General features: G+C 71.0%; 16 protein-coding genes, 1 tRNA gene, 1 other RNA gene and 1 pseudogene. 11 read left to right on the forward strand and 8 right to left on the reverse strand.

Annotated features, from left to right (window positions below; all coding sequences use genetic code 11):
- The 5 genes from rnpB to ACO1X9_RS02710 all read right to left on the reverse strand — a co-directional run.
- An RNA gene (gene rnpB, locus ACO1X9_RS02690) (RNase P RNA component class A) lies at positions 1-297 on the reverse strand; the annotation flags it as partial.
- A 67-nt stretch (positions 298-364) separates the two neighbouring features.
- Positions 365-1,105, reverse strand: a complete 741-nt coding sequence (locus ACO1X9_RS02695) for a zinc ribbon domain-containing protein (protein WP_486349285.1) — start codon at positions 1,103-1,105, stop codon at positions 365-367.
- A gap of 33 nt (positions 1,106-1,138) precedes the next feature.
- Entirely contained in the window at positions 1,139-1,960 is an 822-nt protein-coding gene (locus ACO1X9_RS02700; RefSeq protein ID WP_486349286.1) for a Nif3-like dinuclear metal center hexameric protein, read from the reverse strand.
- A 30-nt stretch (positions 1,961-1,990) separates the two neighbouring features.
- Positions 1,991-4,771, reverse strand: coding sequence for a purine-cytosine permease family protein (locus ACO1X9_RS02705; RefSeq protein WP_486349287.1), 2,781 nt, complete (start codon positions 4,769-4,771; stop codon positions 1,991-1,993).
- Between the two features lie 10 nt (positions 4,772-4,781).
- Positions 4,782-5,693 carry a DMT family transporter gene (locus ACO1X9_RS02710; RefSeq protein ID WP_486349288.1) on the reverse strand — a complete coding sequence of 304 codons (912 nt, stop codon included), beginning with the start codon at positions 5,691-5,693 and terminating at the stop codon, positions 4,782-4,784.
- Between the two features lie 68 nt (positions 5,694-5,761).
- Here ACO1X9_RS02710 and ACO1X9_RS02715 point away from each other — a divergent pair, with 68 nt between their 5' ends.
- From ACO1X9_RS02715 to ACO1X9_RS02730, 4 genes are all read left to right on the forward strand, one after another.
- Complete coding sequence (locus ACO1X9_RS02715; protein WP_486349289.1) at positions 5,762-6,682, forward strand: alpha/beta hydrolase family protein; 921 nt, start codon at positions 5,762-5,764, stop codon at positions 6,680-6,682.
- Positions 6,683-6,751: 69 nt separating this feature from the next.
- Positions 6,752-7,636 (forward strand): AraC family transcriptional regulator, encoded by an 885-nt coding sequence (locus ACO1X9_RS02720; RefSeq protein ID WP_486349290.1) that lies wholly within the window; start codon positions 6,752-6,754, stop codon positions 7,634-7,636.
- Complete coding sequence (locus ACO1X9_RS02725; protein WP_486349291.1) at positions 7,637-8,032, forward strand: hypothetical protein; 396 nt, start codon at positions 7,637-7,639, stop codon at positions 8,030-8,032. It abuts the gene before it with no gap.
- Entirely contained in the window at positions 8,029-8,580 is a 552-nt protein-coding gene (locus ACO1X9_RS02730) for a methyltransferase family protein (protein WP_486349300.1), read from the forward strand. Before ACO1X9_RS02725 ends, ACO1X9_RS02730 begins: the two co-directional genes overlap by 4 nt.
- Here ACO1X9_RS02730 and ACO1X9_RS02735 read toward each other — a convergent pair.
- Positions 8,540-8,612, reverse strand: a tRNA-Val gene (locus tag ACO1X9_RS02735). The two genes, ACO1X9_RS02730 and ACO1X9_RS02735, sit on opposite strands and share 41 nt — an antisense overlap.
- 35 nt (positions 8,613-8,647) lie before the next feature.
- On the opposite strand from ACO1X9_RS02735, the gene ACO1X9_RS02740 reads away from it, so the two are divergent.
- Together ACO1X9_RS02740 and ACO1X9_RS02745 are read left to right on the forward strand one after the other, a co-directional pair.
- The gene (locus tag ACO1X9_RS02740) at positions 8,648-9,469 is read left to right on the forward strand and encodes an ion transporter (RefSeq protein WP_486349292.1); all 822 of its coding nucleotides are present in this window, start codon (positions 8,648-8,650) and stop codon (positions 9,467-9,469) included.
- A 52-nt stretch (positions 9,470-9,521) separates the two neighbouring features.
- The gene (locus tag ACO1X9_RS02745) at positions 9,522-11,426 is read left to right on the forward strand and encodes a clostripain-related cysteine peptidase (protein WP_486349293.1); all 1,905 of its coding nucleotides are present in this window, start codon (positions 9,522-9,524) and stop codon (positions 11,424-11,426) included.
- 20 nt (positions 11,427-11,446) lie between these two features.
- Here the strand turns inward: ACO1X9_RS02745 and ACO1X9_RS02750 are convergent, their stop codons facing one another.
- Positions 11,447-11,926, reverse strand: coding sequence for a peroxiredoxin (locus ACO1X9_RS02750; protein ID WP_486349294.1), 480 nt, complete (start codon positions 11,924-11,926; stop codon positions 11,447-11,449).
- A 175-nt stretch (positions 11,927-12,101) separates the two neighbouring features.
- Here ACO1X9_RS02750 and aceE point away from each other — a divergent pair, with 175 nt between their 5' ends.
- Positions 12,102-14,843, forward strand: a complete 2,742-nt coding sequence (gene aceE, locus ACO1X9_RS02755) for a pyruvate dehydrogenase (acetyl-transferring), homodimeric type (RefSeq protein ID WP_486349295.1) — start codon at positions 12,102-12,104, stop codon at positions 14,841-14,843.
- Entirely contained in the window at positions 14,844-16,046 is a 1,203-nt protein-coding gene (locus ACO1X9_RS02760) for a PucR family transcriptional regulator (RefSeq protein ID WP_486349296.1), read from the forward strand. It abuts the gene before it with no gap.
- A gap of 162 nt (positions 16,047-16,208) precedes the next feature.
- Here ACO1X9_RS02760 and ACO1X9_RS02765 read toward each other — a convergent pair.
- Positions 16,209-17,783, reverse strand: a pseudogene (locus ACO1X9_RS02765) (thiamine pyrophosphate-binding protein); the annotation flags it as partial.
- Between the two features lie 136 nt (positions 17,784-17,919).
- Here ACO1X9_RS02765 and ACO1X9_RS02770 point away from each other — a divergent pair.
- The 3 genes from ACO1X9_RS02770 to ACO1X9_RS02780 form a co-directional block, all read left to right on the forward strand.
- Complete coding sequence (locus ACO1X9_RS02770) at positions 17,920-18,846, forward strand: ACP S-malonyltransferase (RefSeq protein ID WP_486349297.1); 927 nt, start codon at positions 17,920-17,922, stop codon at positions 18,844-18,846.
- On the forward strand, positions 18,843-19,841 hold the full coding sequence (locus tag ACO1X9_RS02775) for a beta-ketoacyl-ACP synthase III (RefSeq protein WP_486349298.1): 999 nt from the start codon (positions 18,843-18,845) through the stop codon (positions 19,839-19,841). The genes ACO1X9_RS02770 and ACO1X9_RS02775 overlap by 4 nt, the downstream gene beginning before the upstream one ends.
- An 86-nt stretch (positions 19,842-19,927) precedes the next feature.
- A partial coding sequence (locus ACO1X9_RS02780; RefSeq protein WP_486349299.1) for an acyl carrier protein occupies positions 19,928-20,112 on the forward strand: 185 nt, incomplete at its 3' end.

Consider the following 20,112-nt stretch of genomic DNA (forward strand, 5'->3'; position numbering starts at 1 on the left):
AGCGGTCTACCCGGGAACTCGGGGGGCCCCGTCGACGTTCCCTGTCTGACCTTGCACCGGGCGAGGTTTACCCAGCGAGCCCGATCACTCGGGCCCCTGGTGGTCTCTTACACCACCGTTTCACCCTTACCGGCCCGCTCCCCTCCGAAGAGGGGAGAAGTCCGGCGGTCTGCTCTCTGTTGCACTTTCTCGCGGATCACTCCGGGTGGGTGTTACCCACCGCCCTGCCCTGTGGTGCCCGGACGTTCCTCGGCATCCCGGCCGGAGCCGGAACGACGCGACCGTCTGGCCGGCCCGTTTGCACCCTCAGAGTACGCGGTTTCGCGACACCCGCCTACGGCGGGCACTCAACCCGCGACGCGGTTCAGAGACCCGACTCGGAGGTGCGGACGAGGATCGCGTTGGAGTCGGGGCAGAGCAGCACGTCGTCGGGAGCGGCCGCGCGGATGGCGTCGAGGTCGCTCGCCTTGAGCGCGACGCCGCTCGCCGAGCTGATCCCGGCGCGCAGATGCGAGGCGCCGGTGCCGTAGCGCTCGCGCTGCTTCTCGTACAGTGCGAGGAGGTCGGCGGGCACCTTGCCGGCGACGGTCTGCCGGTTCGCCGCCGTGTGGGTGCGCTCCGCGTCGAGTTCGCCGAGCGCCGCGTCGCGAGCGGCGGTCGCCTCGATGAGGGATGCCGCCAGGCTCGCGAGCTCGGCATCCGTCGACGCGAGCACGGCCTCACGCTCTTCCACGGTCTCCATGACGGCGAGCTCGATGTCTTCGAGATCGCTCTTGCGCTTCGCGAGCGCCGCGAGCTCCTGCTCGAGGGCCTGGACGTCTTTGACGGAGGTGCTCGCCTGCAGCCGCTCGGAGTCACGCGTGATGCGGGCGTCGACGACGGCGACATCGGCCTCGGTGCGCTTCAGCTCGAGCCGGGCGTCCTCGGCGGCGCCGAACAGCTCGCTGCGCGTGCGCTCGAGTTCGCCGCGCTGCGCCGTCAGTGCGTCGACGACGCCGCGCTCGGGGAGCTTCTCGATGCGACGCGCGAGTTGCTGCAGCTTCGTGTCGAGCGCTTGCAGATCGAGCAGCAGCGCCTGATCTTCGGGGGTGGCCTTGAGTGGCATGTTTTCCTTCCGCGCGGCCGGGACGACCGCGGCTTACTGCATGACAGAGAACGACCAGGGGTCGGTGCGCAGGTCGCTCACGCTGACCTCGACGCCCGGGAGGGCATCCCGGAGCTGTTGGGCGGCGACGTCGAGCCACAGCCACTCGCTCGCCCAGTGCGAGACGTCGACGAGGGCGGGGCCGCGCGAGACGCGCGCGTTCTCGACGGCCTCCGAGGCGGGATGGTGGCGGAGGTCGCTCGTCACGTACACGTCGGCGGCGAGCACATCCGGATGCGCCAGGTAGGCGTCGCCCGCGCCCGCGCAGAGCGCCACCCGCGACACCGGGCGGTCGTACTCCCCCGCGACCCGCACCCCCTGGGCCGTCGGAGGCAGGATGTCGGCGAGCTCGCGCGCGAGGCGCCCGAGGGTCGTGGGCTCGGCGAGCTCCCCCACCCGGCCGATGCCGATCGCGGCGTCGCCGACCGCAGGGACGAGCGGCACGATGCCCCGCAGTCCGAGGCGCTCGGCGAGCACTGCCGAGGTGCCGGAGGTGACGATGTCGGCGTTGGTGTGCGCCGCGAGGAGCGCGCAGCCGCCGCGGATGAGCCGCGCGATCACGGCGCCCTTGTAGCGCGTCTCGGCGACCGTCGTGACGCCGCGGAGCAGCAGCGGATGGTGCACGAGCAGCAGATCGGCCCTCTGGTCGATCGACTCGTCGACGGTGTCGAGCACGGCATCGACGGCGAGGTGGATGCGGCGCAGCGGAGCCGCGGGATCGCCCGCCAGCAGCCCGACGGCATCCCACGGCTCGGCGCCCGCCTCGGGCCACAGCCGCTCGACGGCAGCCAGGGCGTCCGCCAATGTCGGCGTCACGGCGCGTCGGCGAGGATCGAGGTCACGGCCTCAGTCTACGGACGCGTCCTCCTGCCGACGGATCGCCGGGATGGCGCTCACGAGCGGCAGCAGGATGCCGAGCACGAGTGCCGCGAGCACTCCGACGTCGCTCGTCAGGAGCGGGTCGCCCTCGGACAGCCCGAGGAACGGCAGGAGGTAGCCCTGCCAGTCGAGCCACGGCAGTTCGGCCGAGGTGAGGCCGAATCCGATCGCGATGATCGCCGCGAGGCCGACGACGTTGACCCACCGCACGGCCGGATAGACGCCGCCGCGACGCAGGAGCGACTCGGCGTGGAAGCGGCGGCGGCGGATCATCATCTCGGTCGCGAAGATGCCCGCCCAGGCCGCGACCGGCACGGCGATGGTCGTGGCGACGTCGCGAATGAGCCCGCGTGCGTCGCCGACGAGGAACAGCAGGGCGACGGCGGCGACGAGCACGAGGAGCCCCGCGATCACAGTGGTTCCCGAGCGACGCAGGCCGACGCCGAGCGCCTGCAGTGCGAAACCGCCCGAGTAGATCGTGAGCACGACCGCGGAGAGCAACCCGAGCGCGAGAGCGGCGATGAGGGGTGCGGGATACCAGATGGGCAGCAGCGCGGCGATCGTGTGGAGCGGGTTCGTCGCGAGACCGTCGGCGATGACGGTGTCCGACGCCGCGAGCATCGCGCCCCAGGACAGCAGCAGGAAGGCGGGGAGGGTCGCCCCGAAGGTCGCCCAGAGCATCGTCGAGCCGCCGTCACCGTCCGGACGCTGGTAGCGGGCGACATCGGCGCTCGAGTGCACCCAGGCGAGTCCGACGAAACTGAAGACGAGCACGACGCCGCTCACCAGGAGGATCCACGGCCCGTCGGCGACACCCTGCGCGGCCGAGATGTCGAGGTACGGGTAGGTGAGCGCGATGAGGCCGACGACGAGGATGCCGGTGACGATGCACAGCACGAGCTGGAGGCGGGCGAGCAGTCCGTATCCGAAGATCGCGACCACGAAGGCGAGAGCGAAGCCGACGGCGAGTCCCAGGAGCGTCCAGGTCTGTTCGCCGAGACCGGCATCCAGTCCGGCGTCGACGAGCACGCGCCCGACGCCGGCGGAGAGCATCCAGAGCAGTGCTCCGCCCCAGAAGATGCGCGAGATGACGGCGAAGACAGTCGGGAGGGCGTTGCCGACGAGGCCGAAGGTCGCACGCGAGACGATCATGGTCGGCTGCCCGCTCCACTTGCCGGCGAGCGTGACGAGGCCGAGCGGGAGGAACGACAGCGCGACGCCGACGAGGATCGCGACGAGCGCCTGCCGCAGGCTCATCCCGAGTCCGAACAGCACGGCGCCGAGCGAGAGCGAGATCACCGACGAGTTCGCGGCGAACCACAGCCAGAACAGACGGGCGGCCCGGCCGGCGCGCAGGTCGAGCGGGGTCGGCTCGGGTCCCGCTGCTTCCACGAGGAGGGCGGGATGGTGCTCGGCCACCTCGTCGACGAGCCCCGGTTCGTCGTCGGCGAGCTGCACGGTCGGGATCGGCTGCGACGGAGGTACGAGCACGGTCACCGCGCCCGTCGAGTCGACGGGGATGGCGCCCGTTCCGAAGGCCCGGTCGATCTCGTCGACGACGTCGTCATCGTCGAGGGAATCCTCGTCTCTCGGCGTCTCGGATTCCGGGGAGAAGGGGGGCGGCGCGAATGCCGGCGGCGCTTCCCAGCCCGGCGGCATGGTGATCGGTGCCGCCACGATCGGACCCGCCCCGAGGTCGTCGGGATGCACGTCGTCCGGGTGGATGTCGTCGGGGTGGATGCCTTCAGGGTCGACGTCGCGAGGCGCGGCGAGTTCCCCGGGCGGAGGCAACGGGATCGGCGCGCCCGTCGGGGGGCGCACCTCGTCGACGCTGGGATCGTACGGCGGCAGAGCCGCCGGCTCGAGCCCGATGGGAGGTGGGAGGTGGGCGAAGTCGGCGCCCGCGACGGGAGCCCCGGGTGCCGGAGCTCCCGGAGGCGGGAGGTCGATCGACGGTGTGGCCGGCGGCATCCCGAACGCGGGGGCCGTCGGGGGTGCGAAGGCGGGCGGCTCGACGAGAGGCGGGGGGGCGAAGACGGTCGGCGGCTCCGGCGCGACCTCAGGTTCCGGGACGACGCGCTCGGGTTCGGGCGCGACGGGCTCGGGTTCGGGCGCGATGGGCTCGGAATCTTCGGGCGGAGCGGCCCGCAGGTAGGTGGGCGGCGCCGGGAAGAGCGGCGCATCCGAGAACTGCGGGGCCGTCGACAGCTGCTGGGCGGTCGACGCGGTCTCGGGCATGGGAGCGGGCGCCCCCTGGGCCTCTTCCGCGCGACGACGGAGCTCGCTCTCGAGTCGCTCGATCGCCTCGAGGGTGGAGCTGCTGCCGGCGAGCGGCTCGGCCTTCAGTTCGGGCACGTCGGCGTGCTGATCGGCCGGTGCGGGAGCGGTGACCGGTCTCGGCTCCTCGAACGACGGCTCCTCGTACGACGGCTCCTCGAACGAGGCCGGCTCCGGTGCTGCGGCTGACTCCGGCGCTGCGGCCGGCTCCGGTGCTGCGGCTGGCTCCGGCGCTGCGGCCGGCTCCAGTACGGCGGCGGGCGGCGCGACGGGGCTCGGCGACGACGAGACCGGAATGGGCGAGGTGTACGGAGCCACCTGAGCGGCGAGCGCATCCGCGAGCGCGTCGTCGTCGAACGCAGGCGGCTCGACATCGGACGAGGGTGGCGTGTAGGTCGACCGACGGACGCCCGACGGCACGTAGGGCTCGGGGGCATCCCCCGGCCGGCCGTCGCCCGGTGCGTCGCTCATGTGTCGGATTCTATGAGCGCGGCCGGACGGCGGCGACGCGACGTGCCGTGACGAGCACAGCGAGTCCCACGAGCACGAGACCGAAACCCACCCAGCCGATGACGTTGAGCCGCTCCCCCACGATGAGCACGGCGAGCACCGTCGCGAACACCGGCTCGAGCAAGGTGATGGTCGTCGCGGTCGAGCTGCGCACCGAGCGCAACCCGATGCCGAACAGGATGTAGGCGACGAGCATGGGGCCGAGCGCGAGGTAGGCGGTGAGACCGATCGACGTCCACGACTGCAGCAGCGGGGCGCCGAGCACGACCAGGAGGACGAGCAACGGCAGCGACCCGAGGCCGAACATCCCGCCCATGACGCCGCGCGACGGGTGGCCCGCCCTGATGACGCGCGACGACGAGTAGGTGTAGAGCGCATAGGCGAGCCCCGCGAGGAGCCCGATCCCGACCCCGAGTACGGCGGATGCCGTCGAGGCAGCAACGCCCCCTTCCTCGCGACCCGTCGCGAGCAGCGCGATCCCGGCCACCGCGAGCGCCGTCGACACGAGCCAGCGCGCCGACAGCCTCTCGCGTTCGATGATCCACTCGAGGAGGGCCGCGAAGACGGGGCCCGAGCCGAGGGCGACGACGTTGCCGACCGCGACGCCGACGAGATCCATGCCGGTGTAGAACGCGAGCGGGTAGACCACGACGCCGACCGCGCCGATCGCCGCCCACTTCCGACCGAGGGGATCGCGCAGCACCGCCGTCGACATCCTCGGGGCGGTGAGGAAGAGCAGCAGTCCGCCGATACCCATCGTCGCGGCCCCGATCGCGAGGGGGCTCGCGGCGTCGGGCAGGAACGTCGCGGTGGTGCCCGACGTGCCCCAGAGGAGGCAGGAGATGACGAGGGCGACGACTCCCGAGGTGCGTGCGCCCGTCACGCCTCCGACCCTACCGAGCGCTGGAGCGTCCTCTTGGCCGTCCCGGCGGACGCCCGTAGGTTCGACGGATGGGTCTGATCGACGAGGATGCCGTGGTGCCGACTGCCGTCGGAGAGCTCGGGGCGCTCATCCGCCCGCATCCCGCCGGGGTCGCGCCGGGCGTCGTGTTCGTGGACGGCTCGGGCGACGGTGCCCGTGACGAGTGGGGCGGGTGGCCCGACCGGCTCGAGTCGGCGGGAGTCGCGACGCTGCGACACGACAAGCCCGGATGCGGCGGCTCGCCCGGACACTGGAGCGAGCAGACCCTGGAGGATCGGGCGCGCGAGTCGCTCGCCGCACTGCGGGTGCTGCGCGGGCATCCCTCGGTCACCGGCCGGCCCGTCGGCTTCTACGGCGTCAGTCAGGGCGGCTGGGTGGCCCTGCTCGCCGCGGCGCTCGCACCCGACGAGGTCGACTTCGTGATCACGCATTCCGGCCCGGGCACCACGCCCGCCGCGCAGGAGCGCGAGCGGCTCGAGGCGGCGGTGCGCGCCGAGGGGCACGACGAGGCCGCGGTGGCGGCGGGGCTCGCCTGGGTCGACGAGCGTGCCGGTCTCGTGCGGCGCGGCGATTCCCCCGCGAGCATCCTCGAGACGCAAAGTCGTGTCGCGGGTGAGCCCTGGTTCGGGGCGGTGAGCTTCCCCTACGACTCCGTCGAGGCGCTGCGGTTCCTCGCCGGGATGATCGACTTCGATCCCGTGGCCGTCCTGCCCGACGTGCGCTGCCCGGTGCTCGCACTCTTCGGAGGCGCCGACGGCGGCGTACCGGTCGCGGAGAGCGTCGCGATCTACGCGACCCATCTGCCCCGCGACCCGCGGCACGGACTCGCGGTGTTCCCGAACGCCGACCACGGACTGTTCCTGCCCGCCGACGGCGACGAGGAGCGCAGTCCGCTCGCGCCCGCGTGGCGATCGACGGTGGCCGGCTTCCTCTCGGGGCTCGGCGACTGATCGCACCGGTCCGGAATCGTCGGGTGCGCACCCGACCCGCTGACGAGACTCGACGAGGAAGGGGGCACCGTGATCTCAGCACTCAACCGAGTCGTCGAACTCGTCGAGACCCACCTCGTCGAGCAGCACCTCACCGAGGAGCTCGACGTCGCGGCGCTCGCCCGGGAGGTCGGCTCGACCGAGTACCACGTGCGACGGATGTTCTCGTCGCTCGCGGGCCTGCCGCTGTCCGAGTACATCCGGCGCCGCCGCATGACCGTGGCGGCGACGGATGTCGTGCGCGGCCAGGACGACCTGCTCGCGATCGCGGTGCGCTACGGCTACGGCTCGAGCGAGGCCTTCGGTCGAGCATTCCGGGCGGTGCACGGCGTGAGCCCGGGCGACGTGCGACGGGATGGCGGCCCCCTCCGCAGTCAACCGACCCTCAGGTTCCGCCTGACCGTAGAAGGGAGCACCATGCTCGCCACCCGCCTCATCGACCGCCCCGCGTTCCGCCTCGTCGGCCACGCCGCCCGCGTGCCGCTGATCCATGTCGGGGTCAACCCGCACATCCAGGCCCATCTCGCGTCCCTCCCGCCGACCGAGCACGCGCGCCTCAAGGAGCTGAGCGACTTCGAACCGGCCGGGCTGCTCCAGGTGAGCGCCGACGTCGACCCCGACTACACGGAGGGCAGCGAGCTGACCTACCTGCACGGGGTGGCGATCGGCGACGCCACGGAAGTTCCCGCGGACCTCGACGTTCTGGAGGTGCCCGCCGGCATGTGGGCGGTGTTCCGCACCGAGGGCCCGTACCCGCAGACGCTGCAGACCGCGTGGGCCGCGACCGCGACCGACTGGTTCCCGTCGAACCCGTGGCGGCTGCGCCCCGGACCGTCGATCGTCGCCGTGCTCGATCGTGCTGACGACTTCAGCACGGCGACGTGCGAGCTCTGGCTCCCGATCGAGAGCGCGTAGATGCTGCTGCGTCGGGCCGCCGTCGGCTACCTCGTGGTGCAGGGCGTCGGAGTGCTCGCCTGGTGGGCGCTCCTGCTCGCCGTGCCGGCATCCCGGCCGCTCTTCACCGCCGACGGCGCGCCCGACGCCGTGCTGCTCGCCTTCCTCGTGGGCGACGTCGTGCTCGTGGGCGCCGGGTCGCTCGTCGCCGCCGTCGGAGTCGCCCGCGACACCCGGTGGGCGTGGCCCGTGCTGCTCGTCCACGCCGCGTCGTGCGTCTACGCCGGGATGTACTGCGTCTCGCTGCCGCTGCTCAGCGGGGGCTCCGGCTGGCTCGCCGCCATCTGCATGGTGCCCGTGCTCGTCGTTCCCGCGACCCTCGCCGTGCTGCTGCGGCCGCGCGAGGGGCGCGCATGACGCTGCTCAAGACCGCCGCGCAGGCCGCGCTCTTCTGGGCGGTGTTCCTCGTGGCCGTGCCGCTCGGGATCCGCGCGGCGGAGGTGCAGGTCGGGCTCGCCACGTGGACGCTCCCGCATCCCGCGCTCGTGGCGGTCGGGATCGCCGTGCTCGTCGCCGCGTCGACGCTCAACGTCGCGGCGGCGTGGGCGCTCGCGGTGCACGGCGACGGTACGCCCCTGCCGCTCGACCCCACGCGGCGCCTCGTGATCCGCGGCCCGTACCGCTGGGTGCGCAACCCGATGGCCGTCGCCGGGATCGGGCAGGGCGTGGGGGTCGGGATCCTCCTCGGCTCCCCGATCGTCGTCGGGTACGCGCTCGCCGGCGCCGTCGTGTGGCACCTGCTCGTGCGGCCCTGGGAGGAGGCCGAGCTCGTCGCGCGCTTCGGCACGCCGTATGCGGAGTACCGGACGGCCGTGCGGTGCTGGCTGCCGCGACTGCATCCCGTCGCCGCGGTCGGGGAACCCGTGGGCCCTGACGGACTCGAACCGCCGACATCCTCGGTGTAAACGAGGCGCTCTACCAACTGAGCTAAGAGCCCGCGCCGTGATGCTACCGGTCCCTTATGGTGACGGGATGAGAACCGCTCGGGAACGGGTGCGGCTCCTCGTGGAGTCGAAGCCCTTCCAACGCACCATCATCGCGCTCATCATCGTCAACGCGGTCATCCTCGGGCTCGAGACCTACCCCGTCGTGATGGATGCCATGGGCGACGCCCTGCACGTCGCTAACGGCATCATCATCGGCATCTTCGTCGTCGAGATCGTGTTGCGCATCTTCGCCCACGGGCTCGCGTTCTTCCGCAGCGGCTGGAACTGGTTCGACCTGTTCGTCGTCGTCGTCGCCCTCATCCCGGCGGGTGGCGAGGCGGGGGTGCTGCGCGTGCTGCGGCTGCTGCGGGTGCTGCGCCTGCTCTCCGCCGTGCGCTCGATGCGGCTCGTCGTCGCTGCCCTCGGCGCGTCGATCCCCGGGATCGCCTCGATCGGCGGGCTGCTGCTCATGCTCACCTACGTGTTCGCCGTCGCCGCGACGACGCTGTTCGGCGCGCAGAACCCGGCACACTTCGGCGACCTGTGGGTGTCCGGCGTCTCGCTCTTCCGCATCATGTTCGGCGACGGCTGGCCCGACTTCGTGGCGCCGATGGCGTTCGACGCGCCCTGGATCTGGGGCTTCTTCGTGCTCTACACGATCGCGTCGTCTCTCATCGTGCTCAACCTGCTCATCGCCGTCGTCGTCGAGGCGATGGACCGCATGAAGGTCGCCGAGCTCGACGAGGCGATCGAGGAGGATCGGGCTCTCGACGAACGCATCCTCGAGGAGTTGCTGGCGCTCCGCGCGCAGGTCGAGCGATTGGAACAGAAGGTGTCACCGAAGGGCACCGGCGGATCGGTATCCTGAGCGAGCCCTGGCAGTCCAGAGCACCGGTTATGACGAGAAGAAGAGGCGACGGATGGCGCGATCGAGGTTGACCCGCACCCTGGCGGCGGTCGGAGGCATCGCCGTCGCTGCGATCGGACTCTCCGGTTGCGCGGGCGTCGGCGTCTCGTCACCCGGCAGCCCGCTGCAAGCGCCGGACAGCTGGACGATCATGACCTACTCGATCGCCGACACCAACCTCGAGCCCTTCATGATGGAAGACATCGAGGAGCTCGGCGATGTCGGCTCCCGGCCCGGGCTGAACCTCGTCGCCCTCGTCGACCGCGCCGAGGGCTACACCGAGACGTCGGTGCTCGGCATCCCCGATTGGACGGGCGCCAAGCTCCTCGAGATCAACCGCGACTCCGCGACCGAGCTCGCCGACTACGGCGATCTGAACACGGGTGACCCCGACGTGCTGCAGGCGTTCATCCGCGAGAGCATCCGCGCCTACCCCGCAGCGAACTACGGTCTCGTCATCTCCGACCACGGCGCCTCGTGGCCGGGCGTCGGCGACGACGAGTCCTCCGGCGGGGACACGCTCAACCTGGCGGAGCTCGAGCAGGCGATCTCCGGGGCCGTCGCCGAGACCGGCATCGACAAGATCGACATGATCGGCTTCGACGCGTGCCTCATGGCGACGTTCGAGGTCGCCTCGACGCTCGCCCCGTACGCCGACGTCCTCGTCGCGTCGCAGGAGCTCGAGCCCGGCCACGGCTGGGACTACCGCTCGTTCGAGGCTGCCTTCCGCGGCGCGACACCCGCTGAACTGGGCGCCGAGATCGTCGACGGGTTCGAGTCCCAGGCCATCGCCTCCGGCACCGACGTCGACATCACTCTGTCGGTCGTCGACCTCGCGAACTTCGCCGCCGTCGACGACGCGGTCACCGGTCTCGCGTCCGCACTCCGCGATCGCGTCGCCGACGTGGCGCCGACGGTCGGCCGCACGCTCGCGCAGACTCTCGGCTTCGGAGCCCACCCGAACCCCGCGTACGACACGCACATGAAGGATCTCGGCATCCTCGCGGGCGAGCTGAGCGTCGATGCCCTCGACGTCGCCGACCAGGCGGATGCCCTCGTGCGGGCGATCAACGACGTCGTCCTCACCAAGGTCGCCGGGCAGGCCACGCGGGGAGCGACGGGGCTCTCGATCTACTTCCCGCCGAGCGGGCAGTACTACAACGACGAGTACGCCGCGGTCGCAGAGCGCACCGGGTGGGCCGACTTCCTCACGACCTACTACGAGGAAGGTGGCACGGTCGAGCCGCCGGTCTCGGTCACGGGCGACGCGAACGTGGTGTTCGCCGACGGCGGGGTGTACGTCACCGGCGACTTCGGGGCGGGAGCGGCCGACAGCATCTCCGAGGTCGTCCTCTACTACGGCATCCTCAACGACGACGGCACCATCGACTACATCGGCGAGCGTGCCGGTGTCGTGGCGGACGACGGTTCCGGGCTCGCCGGGGCGCACTACAACCTCGGTTACCTGAACCTGAGCGACGGGCAGGACTCGGCGCTCGCGTACCTCGCGCTCGCGCAGGACGCGACGGCGGGAACCGCCACGGTGTCGGTTCCGCTCACCTATCTGGGGGCTGACGGGGTCGACGAGGTGGATGCGCTGCTCGAACTGGGCCTCAACGCCGCCACCGGGACGATCGTCTCGGAGACGTACTACGCATACAACGAGGGTTCGGGCACATACGGCGAGCTCGCGGTCGAGGACGGCGGGCTGATCTACCCGCTCGTGCAGCACTACGACCCGGCCACCGGATCGGTCGAGTGGATCCCGACGACGGACGCGGGGCTGAATGCCGCGCTCGCCGACCTCCAGTACGACGTCACGGCACTTCCGGCGGGGCTCCGGCTCGTGCTCGAGTTGTACGTGTACGACTTCGGCGGGAACAGCGACTTCGTCAGCGCCGTCGTCACCGTCCCGTAGCCCAGACGGAGCGCGCCGGCTCAGACGGCGGCGCGCGCCGGCTTCACGTCTTCGAGCGCCGCACGGTACTCCTCGATCGAACGCGGCTCGCCCGGAGCGGTGATGAACGACGCGCGGATGACACCCTTCACGTCGATCACGAAGGTCGCGCGGTTCGCGAAGCCCTTCTCCTCGAGGAAGACGCCGTACTCCTTCGCGACGGCACCGTGCGGCCAGAAGTCGGCGAGCAGCTGGAAGTCGTAGCCCTCCTGCTCGGCCCAGGCGCGCAGCGCGGCCTTCGAGTCGACCGAGATGCCGAGCAGTTCGACGTCGCGATCCTTGAACAGGTCGAGGTTGTCGCGCAGCGCGCAGAGCTCGCCCGTGCAGACCCCCGAGAACGCGAGCGGGAAGAAGACGAGCACGACCGGCTTGACGCCCTGGAAGTCGCTCAGCCGCACGTGCTCGCCGAACTGATTGGCGAGATCGAAGTCGGGCGCCCGGGTGTCGTTCTCCAGAGCCATGTGGTTGTGCGTTCCTCTCCGGCCGGAACCGAATGCCCGGCGGTCCAGCGGACGATCATACGCCTCGGAAACCCGAGGGGTGCGACAACTAGAGTGGAGATGCCGCGGTCCACGAGACCGCACCTTCCAGCCACCCCTACCGCTCTACCAGCGGATGAAACTTGTGAGGTCACCGGTGCCCGTCAACGACCAGGACCCCTATTCGGTCAACAACACCGATGTCGACCCGGACGAGACCGCCGAATGGCAGGAGTCGCTCGACTCCCTCGTCGAGGCGAAGGGCCGAGGTCGCGGACGCGACGTCATGCTCAGCCTGCTCAAGCGCTCCAAGGAGCTGCAGCTCGGCGTGCCGATGGTGCCGACGACCGACTACATCAACACGATCGCGCCCGAGAACGAGCCCGCGTTCCCCGGTGACGAAGACCTCGAGCGCCGCTACCGCGCCTGGATCCGCTGGAACGCCGCGATCACGGTGCACCGCGCCCAGCGCCCCGACATCGCCGTCGGCGGTCACATCTCGACGTACGCGTCGTCGGCTGCCCTCTACGAGGTCGGCCACAACTGGTTCTTCCGCGGCAAGGACCACCCCGGCGGCGGCGACCAGATCTTCTACCAGGGGCACGCCTCCCCCGGCATGTACGCGCGCGCCTTCCTCGAGGGCCGCCTCTCGGAGCAGCAGCTCTCCGCGTTCCGTCAGGAGAAGTCGCAGGCGCCGTACGGCCTGTCGTCGTACCCGCACCCGCGCCTCATGCCCGACTTCTGGGAGTTCCCGACGGTCTCGATGGGCCTCGGTCCGATCAACGCGATCTATCAGGCGCAGCTCAACCACTACCTCACCAACCGCGGCATCAAAGACGCCTCCGACCAGCAGGTCTGGGCGTTCCTCGGCGACGGCGAGATGGACGAGGTCGAGAGCCGCGGTGCCCTCCAGTGGGCCGCGAACGACAAGCTCGACAACCTCAACTTCGTCATCAACTGCAACCTGCAGCGCCTCGACGGGCCGGTGCGCGGCAACGGCAAGATCATCCAGGAGCTCGAGTCGTTCTTCCGCGGCGCGGGCTGGAACGTCATCAAGGTCGTCTGGGGACGCGAGTGGGACGACCTCCTCGCCCGCGACACCGAGGGTGCGCTCGTCAACCTCATGAACGTCACGCCGGACGGCGACTACCAGACGTACAAGGCCGAGTCGGGCGCCTACATCCGCGAGAACTTCTTCGGACGCGACCCGCGCACCGCCGAGCTCGTGAAGGACTTCAGCGACGACGACATCTGGAACCTCAAGCGCGGTGGCCACGACTACCGCAAGGTCTACGCGGCGTTCAAGGCGGCGACCGAGCACAAGGGTCAGCCGACCGTCATCCTCGCCAAGACGGTCAAGGGCTACGGTCTCGGCCCGAGCTTCGAGGGCCGCAACGCGACCCACCAGATGAAGAAGCTCACGCTCGACAACCTCAAGCAGTTCCGCGACGAGATGCGCATCCCGATCTCCGACGCGCAGCTCGAGGCCGACCCGTACCAGCCGCCGTTCTACCACCCCGGTTCGGACGACCCGGCGATCCAGTACCTGCAGGAGCGCCGTCGCGAGCTCGGCGGCTACGTGCCGGAGCGTCGCACGACGCACACGGGCGTCACGCTCCCGGGCGACGACGTCTACGAGGACATGAAGAAGGGCTCGGGCAAGCAGGCGGTCGCCACGACCATGGCCTTCGCCCGTCTGCTCAAGGATCTGCTGCGCGACAAGGGCTTCGGCAACCGCATCGTGCCGATCATCCCGGATGAGGCGCGCACGTTCGGCATGGACGCGTACTTCCCGACGGCGAAGATCTACAACCCGAACGGCCAGCACTACACGTCGGTCGACCGGGAGCTGCTGCTCGCCTACAAGGAGAGCCCGCAGGGCCAGATCCTCCACACCGGCATCAACGAGGCGGGCGCCTTCGCGGCGTTCACCGCGGTCGGCACCTCCTACGCGACGCAGGGCGAGCCGCTCATCCCCGTCTACGTCTTCTACTCGATGTTCGGCTTCCAGCGCACGGGCGACGCGATGTGGGCGGCGGGCGACCAGATGGCCCGCGGCTTCATCATGGGCGCCACCGCGGGTCGCACGACGCTCACGGGCGAGGGTCTGCAGCACGCCGACGGCCACTCGCACCTGCTCTCGTCGACGAACCCCGCGGTGGTCTCGTACGACCCGGCGTACGGCTACGAGCTCGGGCACATCGTGCGCGCGGGCCTCGAGCGCATGTACGGCCAGGATGCCGACGGCCGGCCGCATCCCGACCCGAACGTCATGTACTACCTCACGGTCTACAACGAGCCCCTCGTGCAGCCGGCCGAGCCGGAGAACGTCGACGTCGACGGCATCCTCAAGGGCATCTACAAGCTCAAGGCCGCGGAGGGCTTCGGCCCGAAGGCGCAGATCCTCGCGTCGGGCGTGGGCGTGCCGTGGGCCCTCGAGGCGCAGGAGCTCCTCGCGCGCGACTGGAACGTCGCCGCCGATGTGTGGAGTGTCACCTCGTGGACGGAGCTGCGCCGCGACGGCCTCGCCGCCGACGAGCACAACTTCCTGCACCCGGGTGAGGCACCGCAGATCCCGTACCTGTGGCGCAAGCTGCAGGGAGCCGAAGGCCCGTTCGTCGGCGTCTCCGACTTCATGCACGCCGTGCAGGACCAGATCCGCCCGTTCGTGCCCGGCGAGTACCTGACGCTCGGCGCCGACGGCTTCGGCTTCAGCGACACGCGTCAGGCCGCGCGACGGTTCTTCAAGATCGACGGCCCGTCGATCGTCGTGCGCGTGCTGCAGTCGCTCGCGCGTCGCGGCGAGGTCGCGGCGGACGCCCCGGCTCAGGCCATCGAGCGCTACCGCCTGCACGACGTCACGGCGGGTTCGTCCGGATCGGCGGGCGGCGAGTCCTAAGTGGCCCCTGCGCGCACCAAGCAGCAGACCCTCGCCTGGCTGCGGACGCTGTCGGGCGAGCTCTCGACGGCGACTCTCAAGCGCCTCGAGGACACGCTGCCGTGGTACCGCGACATGCCTCCGGGTCGCCGCAGCGCCGTGGGGCTCGTCGCCCAGGCGGGCATCACGAGTTTCATCTCCTGGTTCGACGACCCCAAGTCGATCCCGTGGATCGCCGCGGATGTCTTCGGCGCCGCCCCTCGGGAGCTCCTGCGCTCGGTGAGCCTCCAGCAGACGCTGCAGCTCATCCGGGTGACCGTCGAGGTCGTCGAACAGCGCGTCAAGGACAGCGACGAGAGCCTGCGCGAGGCGATCCTGCTCTACTCGCGCGAGATCGCGTTCGCCGCCGCCGACGTGTATGCGCGCGCCGCGGAGGCCCGTGGGCTGTGGGATGCCCGCCTCGAGGCGCTCGTCGTGGACTCGATCCTCACCGGTGAATACGACTCGGAGCTGCCGAGCCGCATCGCGGCCCTCGGCTGGAACGGGCACGGCGAGGTGAGCGTCCTCGTCGGCACCGCGCCGCGCATGCTCGACGTCGACATGCTGCGGCGCACCGCGCGGCACCTCGAAGCGGACGTGCTCATCGGCGTGCAGGGCAGCCGCCTCGTCATCGTCATCGGACGCGTGGAGTCGCTCGCCGACGGGGAGGCGACCCCGGAGTCGTCCGCCCAGCTCCGGCCGTTCCTCGAGATCGCCGCCGAGCTCGAGCCCGGGTTCGGCCCGGGGCACCTCGTGCTCGGCCACTCGGTGCCCTCGCTGCTCGAGGCGGCGCGCAGCGCGAAGGCAGCCCTCGCGGGTTTCGCCGTCGCCCGAGCCTGGCGCAACGCCCCGCGTCCCGCCCTCGCCGACGACCTGCTGCCGGAGCGCGCGTTCGCGGGCGATCCGCTCGCGCGCTCGACGCTCATCAACCGCATCTACCGGCCGCTCCAAGACCACTCCACCGAGCTGCTCACGACCCTGTGGTGCTACCTCGACAACGGGCGCTCACTCGAGGCGACCGCCCGCGAGTTGTTCGTGCATCCGAACACCGTGCGCTACCGCCTCAAGCGCATCTCCGAGGTCATCGGCTACGACGCGACCGGCGCCCGCGAAGCCCTCATCCTGCAGTCGGCGCTCGTCGTGGGCGCCATCGCCGGTTCGCCGAAGGCCGCGTCGGATCGGTGAGTCGGCGACCGGGGCCGTCGATCTGGCGGCGCGGCTCAGTGAGGGAGGAGCTGACGCGGCGAACCGTCGCGCCATGAGCCACGAGGCACGGCCGACGATCTTCGCGTCGAGCACGAGCGGCCGGTCCCTCGGCCCGTCGAGCCAGCTCCCGACCGCAGCGAGGTCGCCGAGTGAGCGCACGGTCACGGCGTCGCAACCGTAGCCTCGGGCGATCCGCGCGATATCCGTCTCCGGGAAGCGGACGATCCCGTGACGCTCCGGCTCGTCGCGGAAGAGCTGCACCTCGGCGCCGTACGCGCTGTCGTCGAACACGACGATCACCATCCCGAGACGCAGCCGCACGGCGGTGTCGAGCTCGACGCAGCCCATGAGGAACGAACCGTCGCCGGTGCCGAGAACGGGCATCCTGTGCGGCGCCGCCACGCCCGCTCCGATCGCGCTCGCGAGTCCGAGGCCGATCGCCTGGAACGACAGAGGCAGACAGTAGCCCCGGTCGTCGGGCACGCGCAGATGGGCGCCCGCGTAGCAGTTGACGTTGCCGCCGTCGGTCGCGACCACCCGCTCGGCGGGCAGGAGTGCGTCGAGGGCGTTGATGAGAGCGGCGGGGTCGACGTAGCCGGGCTCGTCGACTCCCTCGACGGGCTGATCCGCCCACGAGCGGTGGAGGCGCACCCGTTCGGCGATGTCGGGCGTACGGTAGCCGGTGCGCGGCGCACCCGTCGCGCGGAGGCCGTCGAGCACCGCCGCGGCGACGATGCACGAATCCCCGACGAGTCCGAGGGCGACCGGCCGGTGCCGGCCGATCGCGAGCGGACGATCGTCGACCTGCACGAGCGTGGCGCGCTCCGTCAGGTAGCCCGCGCGCGTCGTCCAGTCGTTGAACGCGACACCGACACCCACGATCAGATCGGCCGCGCGGATGAGCTCGGCCGCACCCTCGGTGGCGAAGCCGCCCATGATGTCGAGCGCCCACGGATCACCCTCGAACAGCCCCCGGGCGCCACCGGAGGCGACGAGCAGCGCTCCCGACGCCGCGGCGAGTTCCCGGAGGACCGGCCCGGCTCCTCGGGCGCCGCGGCCGCCCACGAGCACCGGTCGTTCCGTCGCCCGGAGCAGGCCGACGAGTTCGGCCACACCGTCCGGCGCCGCGCCCGCCGGCACGGGTCTCGCGACGGGTGGGATGGCGGCGGCATCGAAGTCGACGACCTGCGCCTGGAGGTCGACGGGAAGCGAGAGCACGACCGGCGTGCGGCGCGTCACCGCCTCGTCGTACGCGCGTGCGGCGTCCGCGACGGCACTCGCCGCCGAGTGGATGCGCGCCGCCGTCGCACCGACCGCCGTCACGGCGGCGTCCTGGTCGATGTGGAAGTTCGACGCCGTGTCGCCCGCCGCGGTGTCGCCCGAGACGACGAGCATCGGCGTGTTGCTCTTCGCCGCCTCGCCGATGCCCGTGATCGCGTTGGTGAGCCCGCATCCCTGATGGGCGCTGACCACCGCGACCTCGCCGCTGACGCGGCTGTAGGCGTCGGCCATGCTCGCGGCACCCATCTCGTGACGCGCCTGGGTGACGCCGACCCCGGCCTCGACGAGAACGCTGCTGACGTGGAAGTTGCCGCTCCCCACCACCGCGAAGACGTGTCCCACGCCCCGCGCGACGAGCGTGCGTCCGACCGCCTCGGCCACCGTGATCCGCTCCGTCATGGTCCCTCCCCTACGACCCTGTCGCCGCTTCGTCATCCTCGCCGAGTGCGTGGCGACGGGCGCGCCGCCTTTCACCAGTCGGCAAGCTTCGTAGGAATCGCCCAACGCTTTCCGCGGTTCTTCGTGGGATGACCCCCACGATCCGTCGGGTGTGCTGGCAGGATGGTCTCTCGTGAGTGTCGTCGTCGTCGCGCCCGGTCAGGGTTCGCAGACCCCTGGATTCCTCGAGCCGTGGCTCGCCGAGCCGAGCATCGCCGAGCACCTCGGTGCCCTCGCCGACGCCGCCGGGGTCGATCTGCGCGCGCACGGCACGGTCTCCGACGCCGACACCATCCGCGACACCGCCGTGGCCCAACCGCTCATCGTCGCCGCGTCGCTGCTCGCCTTCCGCGCCGTCGTCGGCGACCGTCGCGGGATGCTCGCGGGCGTCGCGGGCCACTCCGTGGGTGAGCTAGCCGCCGCGGCCGCCGCCGGCATCCTCAGCGAGTCGGACGCCATGGTGCTCGTGCGCGAACGCGGGCAGGCGATGGCCGGCGCCGCCGCGCAGGTCGCCACCGGCATGAGCGCCGTCATCGGCGGCGACGAAGCCGAGCTGCTGCAGAAGCTGGATGAACTCGGCCTCTCCCCCGCGAACTACAACGGCGGTGGCCAGCTCGTCGTGGCGGGCGAGCTCCCCGCCCTCGCAGCGCTCGGCGAGAACCCGCCCGCCGGTGCCCGGGTCATCCCGCTGCAGGTCGCCGGTGCCTTCCACACCCGCTACATGCAGCCCGCCGTCGACCACCTGCGCACCGTCGCCGACGGTCTGCCCGCAGCCGACCCGCTCACGACCATCTGGACCAACCGTGACGGCTCGACCGTCACGTCCGGCGCCGCGTTCGTCGACCTTCTCGTCGGCCAGGTCGCGAACCCCGTGCGCTGGGACCTCTGCATGGCGGCGTTCGAGCAAGCCGGAGTCACCGGCCTGGTCGAGCTCGCCCCGGCCGGCGCCCTCGTCGGCCTCGCCAAGCGCGGTCTCAAGGGACTGCCGACCGTCGCGGTCAAGACGCCCGACGACATCCCCGCCGCCATCGCCCTCATCGAAGAACAGAGCAATGCATGACGACGCTGAAGCAGGCCGAAGGCCCGAAGTACACCCGCATCCTCTCGCTCGGTGCCGCGCGCGGCGACCTGACGGTGCCGAACGACGACCTCGTCGGACCGATCGACTCGAGTGACGAGTGGATCCGCCAACGCACCGGCATCATCACGCGCAAGCGCGCCAGCAAGGGCGTCGACGCGATCGACCTCGCCGAGACGGCGTCGAACGAGGCGATCGCGAAGGCCGGCATCCGCCCCGACCAGATCGGCGCGGTGCTCGTCTCGACGATCAGCAACGTCGCCGTCACACCGTCGATGTCGGCGTTGCTCGCCGAGAAGATCGGCGCCGCCCCGGCTCCCGCCTACGACATCAGCGCCGCGTGCGCCGGCTACACGTACGCGATCGCGCAGGCCGATGCCCTCATCCGCAGCGGCGCCGCCGAGTACGTGCTCGTCGTCGGCGCCGAGAAGCTCTCGCAGTACGTGCACCCCGAAGACCGCTCGATCTCGTTCCTGCTCGGCGACGGAGCGGGAGCGGCCGTGATCGGCCCCGCCGACGAGCCGGGCATCTCGGCGAGCGTCTGGGGCTCCGACGGCTCGAAGTGGGATGCCGTCGGCATGAACGGCACCTTCGAGGAGTACCTCGACAAGGTCAAGCCGTGGCCGACGATGCGTCAAGACGGTCAGACCGTGTTCCGTTGGGCCGTCTGGGAGATGGCGAAGGTCGCGAAGCAGGCGCTCGAGAAGGCCGGGGTCACGGTCGACGACCTCGCCGCGTTCATCCCGCACCAGGCGAACATGCGCATCATCGACGAGCTCGCGAAGCAGCTCGGCCTTCCCGAGTCGGTGCAGATCGGGCGTGACATCGAGACGACCGGCAACACGTCGGCCGCGTCCATCCCGCTCGCCACCCACCGCCTGCTCGAGGAGCATTCGGAACTGAGCGGCGGCCTCGCGCTGCAGATCGGCTTCGGCGCCGGCCTCGTCTACGGCGCTCAGGTCGTGCGACTGCCCTGACCCTCCCCTAATAGACTCGTGTCGGTCATTCGAAACGTCCGACTCCACACCCCGCGCACTCCGCGAATCCCTGAAGGAGAAACACCATGGCACTGTCCACCGAAGAGGTCCTCGCGGGCCTCGCCGAGCTCATCAACGACGAGACCGGCATCGCGACCGACAGCGTGGAGCTCGACAAGTCGTTCACCGACGACCTCGACATCGACTCCATCTCGATGATGACGATCGTCGTCAACGCCGAGGAGAAGTTCGACGTGAAGATCCCCGACGA

This window comes from Pseudolysinimonas sp. (assembly GCF_057350545.1).

What these genes read in the sequence shown, in the direction of transcription:
- ACO1X9_RS02695 (WP_486349285.1), bottom strand. Translation starts at nt 1,105, where the DNA reads ATGCCACTCAAGGCCACCCCCGAAGATCAGGCGCTGCTGCTCGATCTG.
- ACO1X9_RS02705 (WP_486349287.1), bottom strand. Translation starts at nt 4,771, where the DNA reads ATGAGCGACGCACCGGGCGACGGCCGGCCGGGGGATGCCCCCGAGCCC.
- ACO1X9_RS02715 (WP_486349289.1), top strand. Translation starts at nt 5,762, where the DNA reads ATGGGTCTGATCGACGAGGATGCCGTGGTGCCGACTGCCGTCGGAGAG.
- ACO1X9_RS02725 (WP_486349291.1), top strand. Translation starts at nt 7,637, where the DNA reads ATGCTGCTGCGTCGGGCCGCCGTCGGCTACCTCGTGGTGCAGGGCGTC.
- ACO1X9_RS02730 (WP_486349300.1), top strand. Translation starts at nt 8,029, where the DNA reads ATGACGCTGCTCAAGACCGCCGCGCAGGCCGCGCTCTTCTGGGCGGTG.
- ACO1X9_RS02740 (WP_486349292.1), top strand. Translation starts at nt 8,648, where the DNA reads ATGAGAACCGCTCGGGAACGGGTGCGGCTCCTCGTGGAGTCGAAGCCC.
- ACO1X9_RS02745 (WP_486349293.1), top strand. Translation starts at nt 9,522, where the DNA reads ATGGCGCGATCGAGGTTGACCCGCACCCTGGCGGCGGTCGGAGGCATC.
- ACO1X9_RS02750 (WP_486349294.1), bottom strand. Translation starts at nt 11,926, where the DNA reads ATGGCTCTGGAGAACGACACCCGGGCGCCCGACTTCGATCTCGCCAAT.
- ACO1X9_RS02775 (WP_486349298.1), top strand. Translation starts at nt 18,843, where the DNA reads ATGACGACGCTGAAGCAGGCCGAAGGCCCGAAGTACACCCGCATCCTC.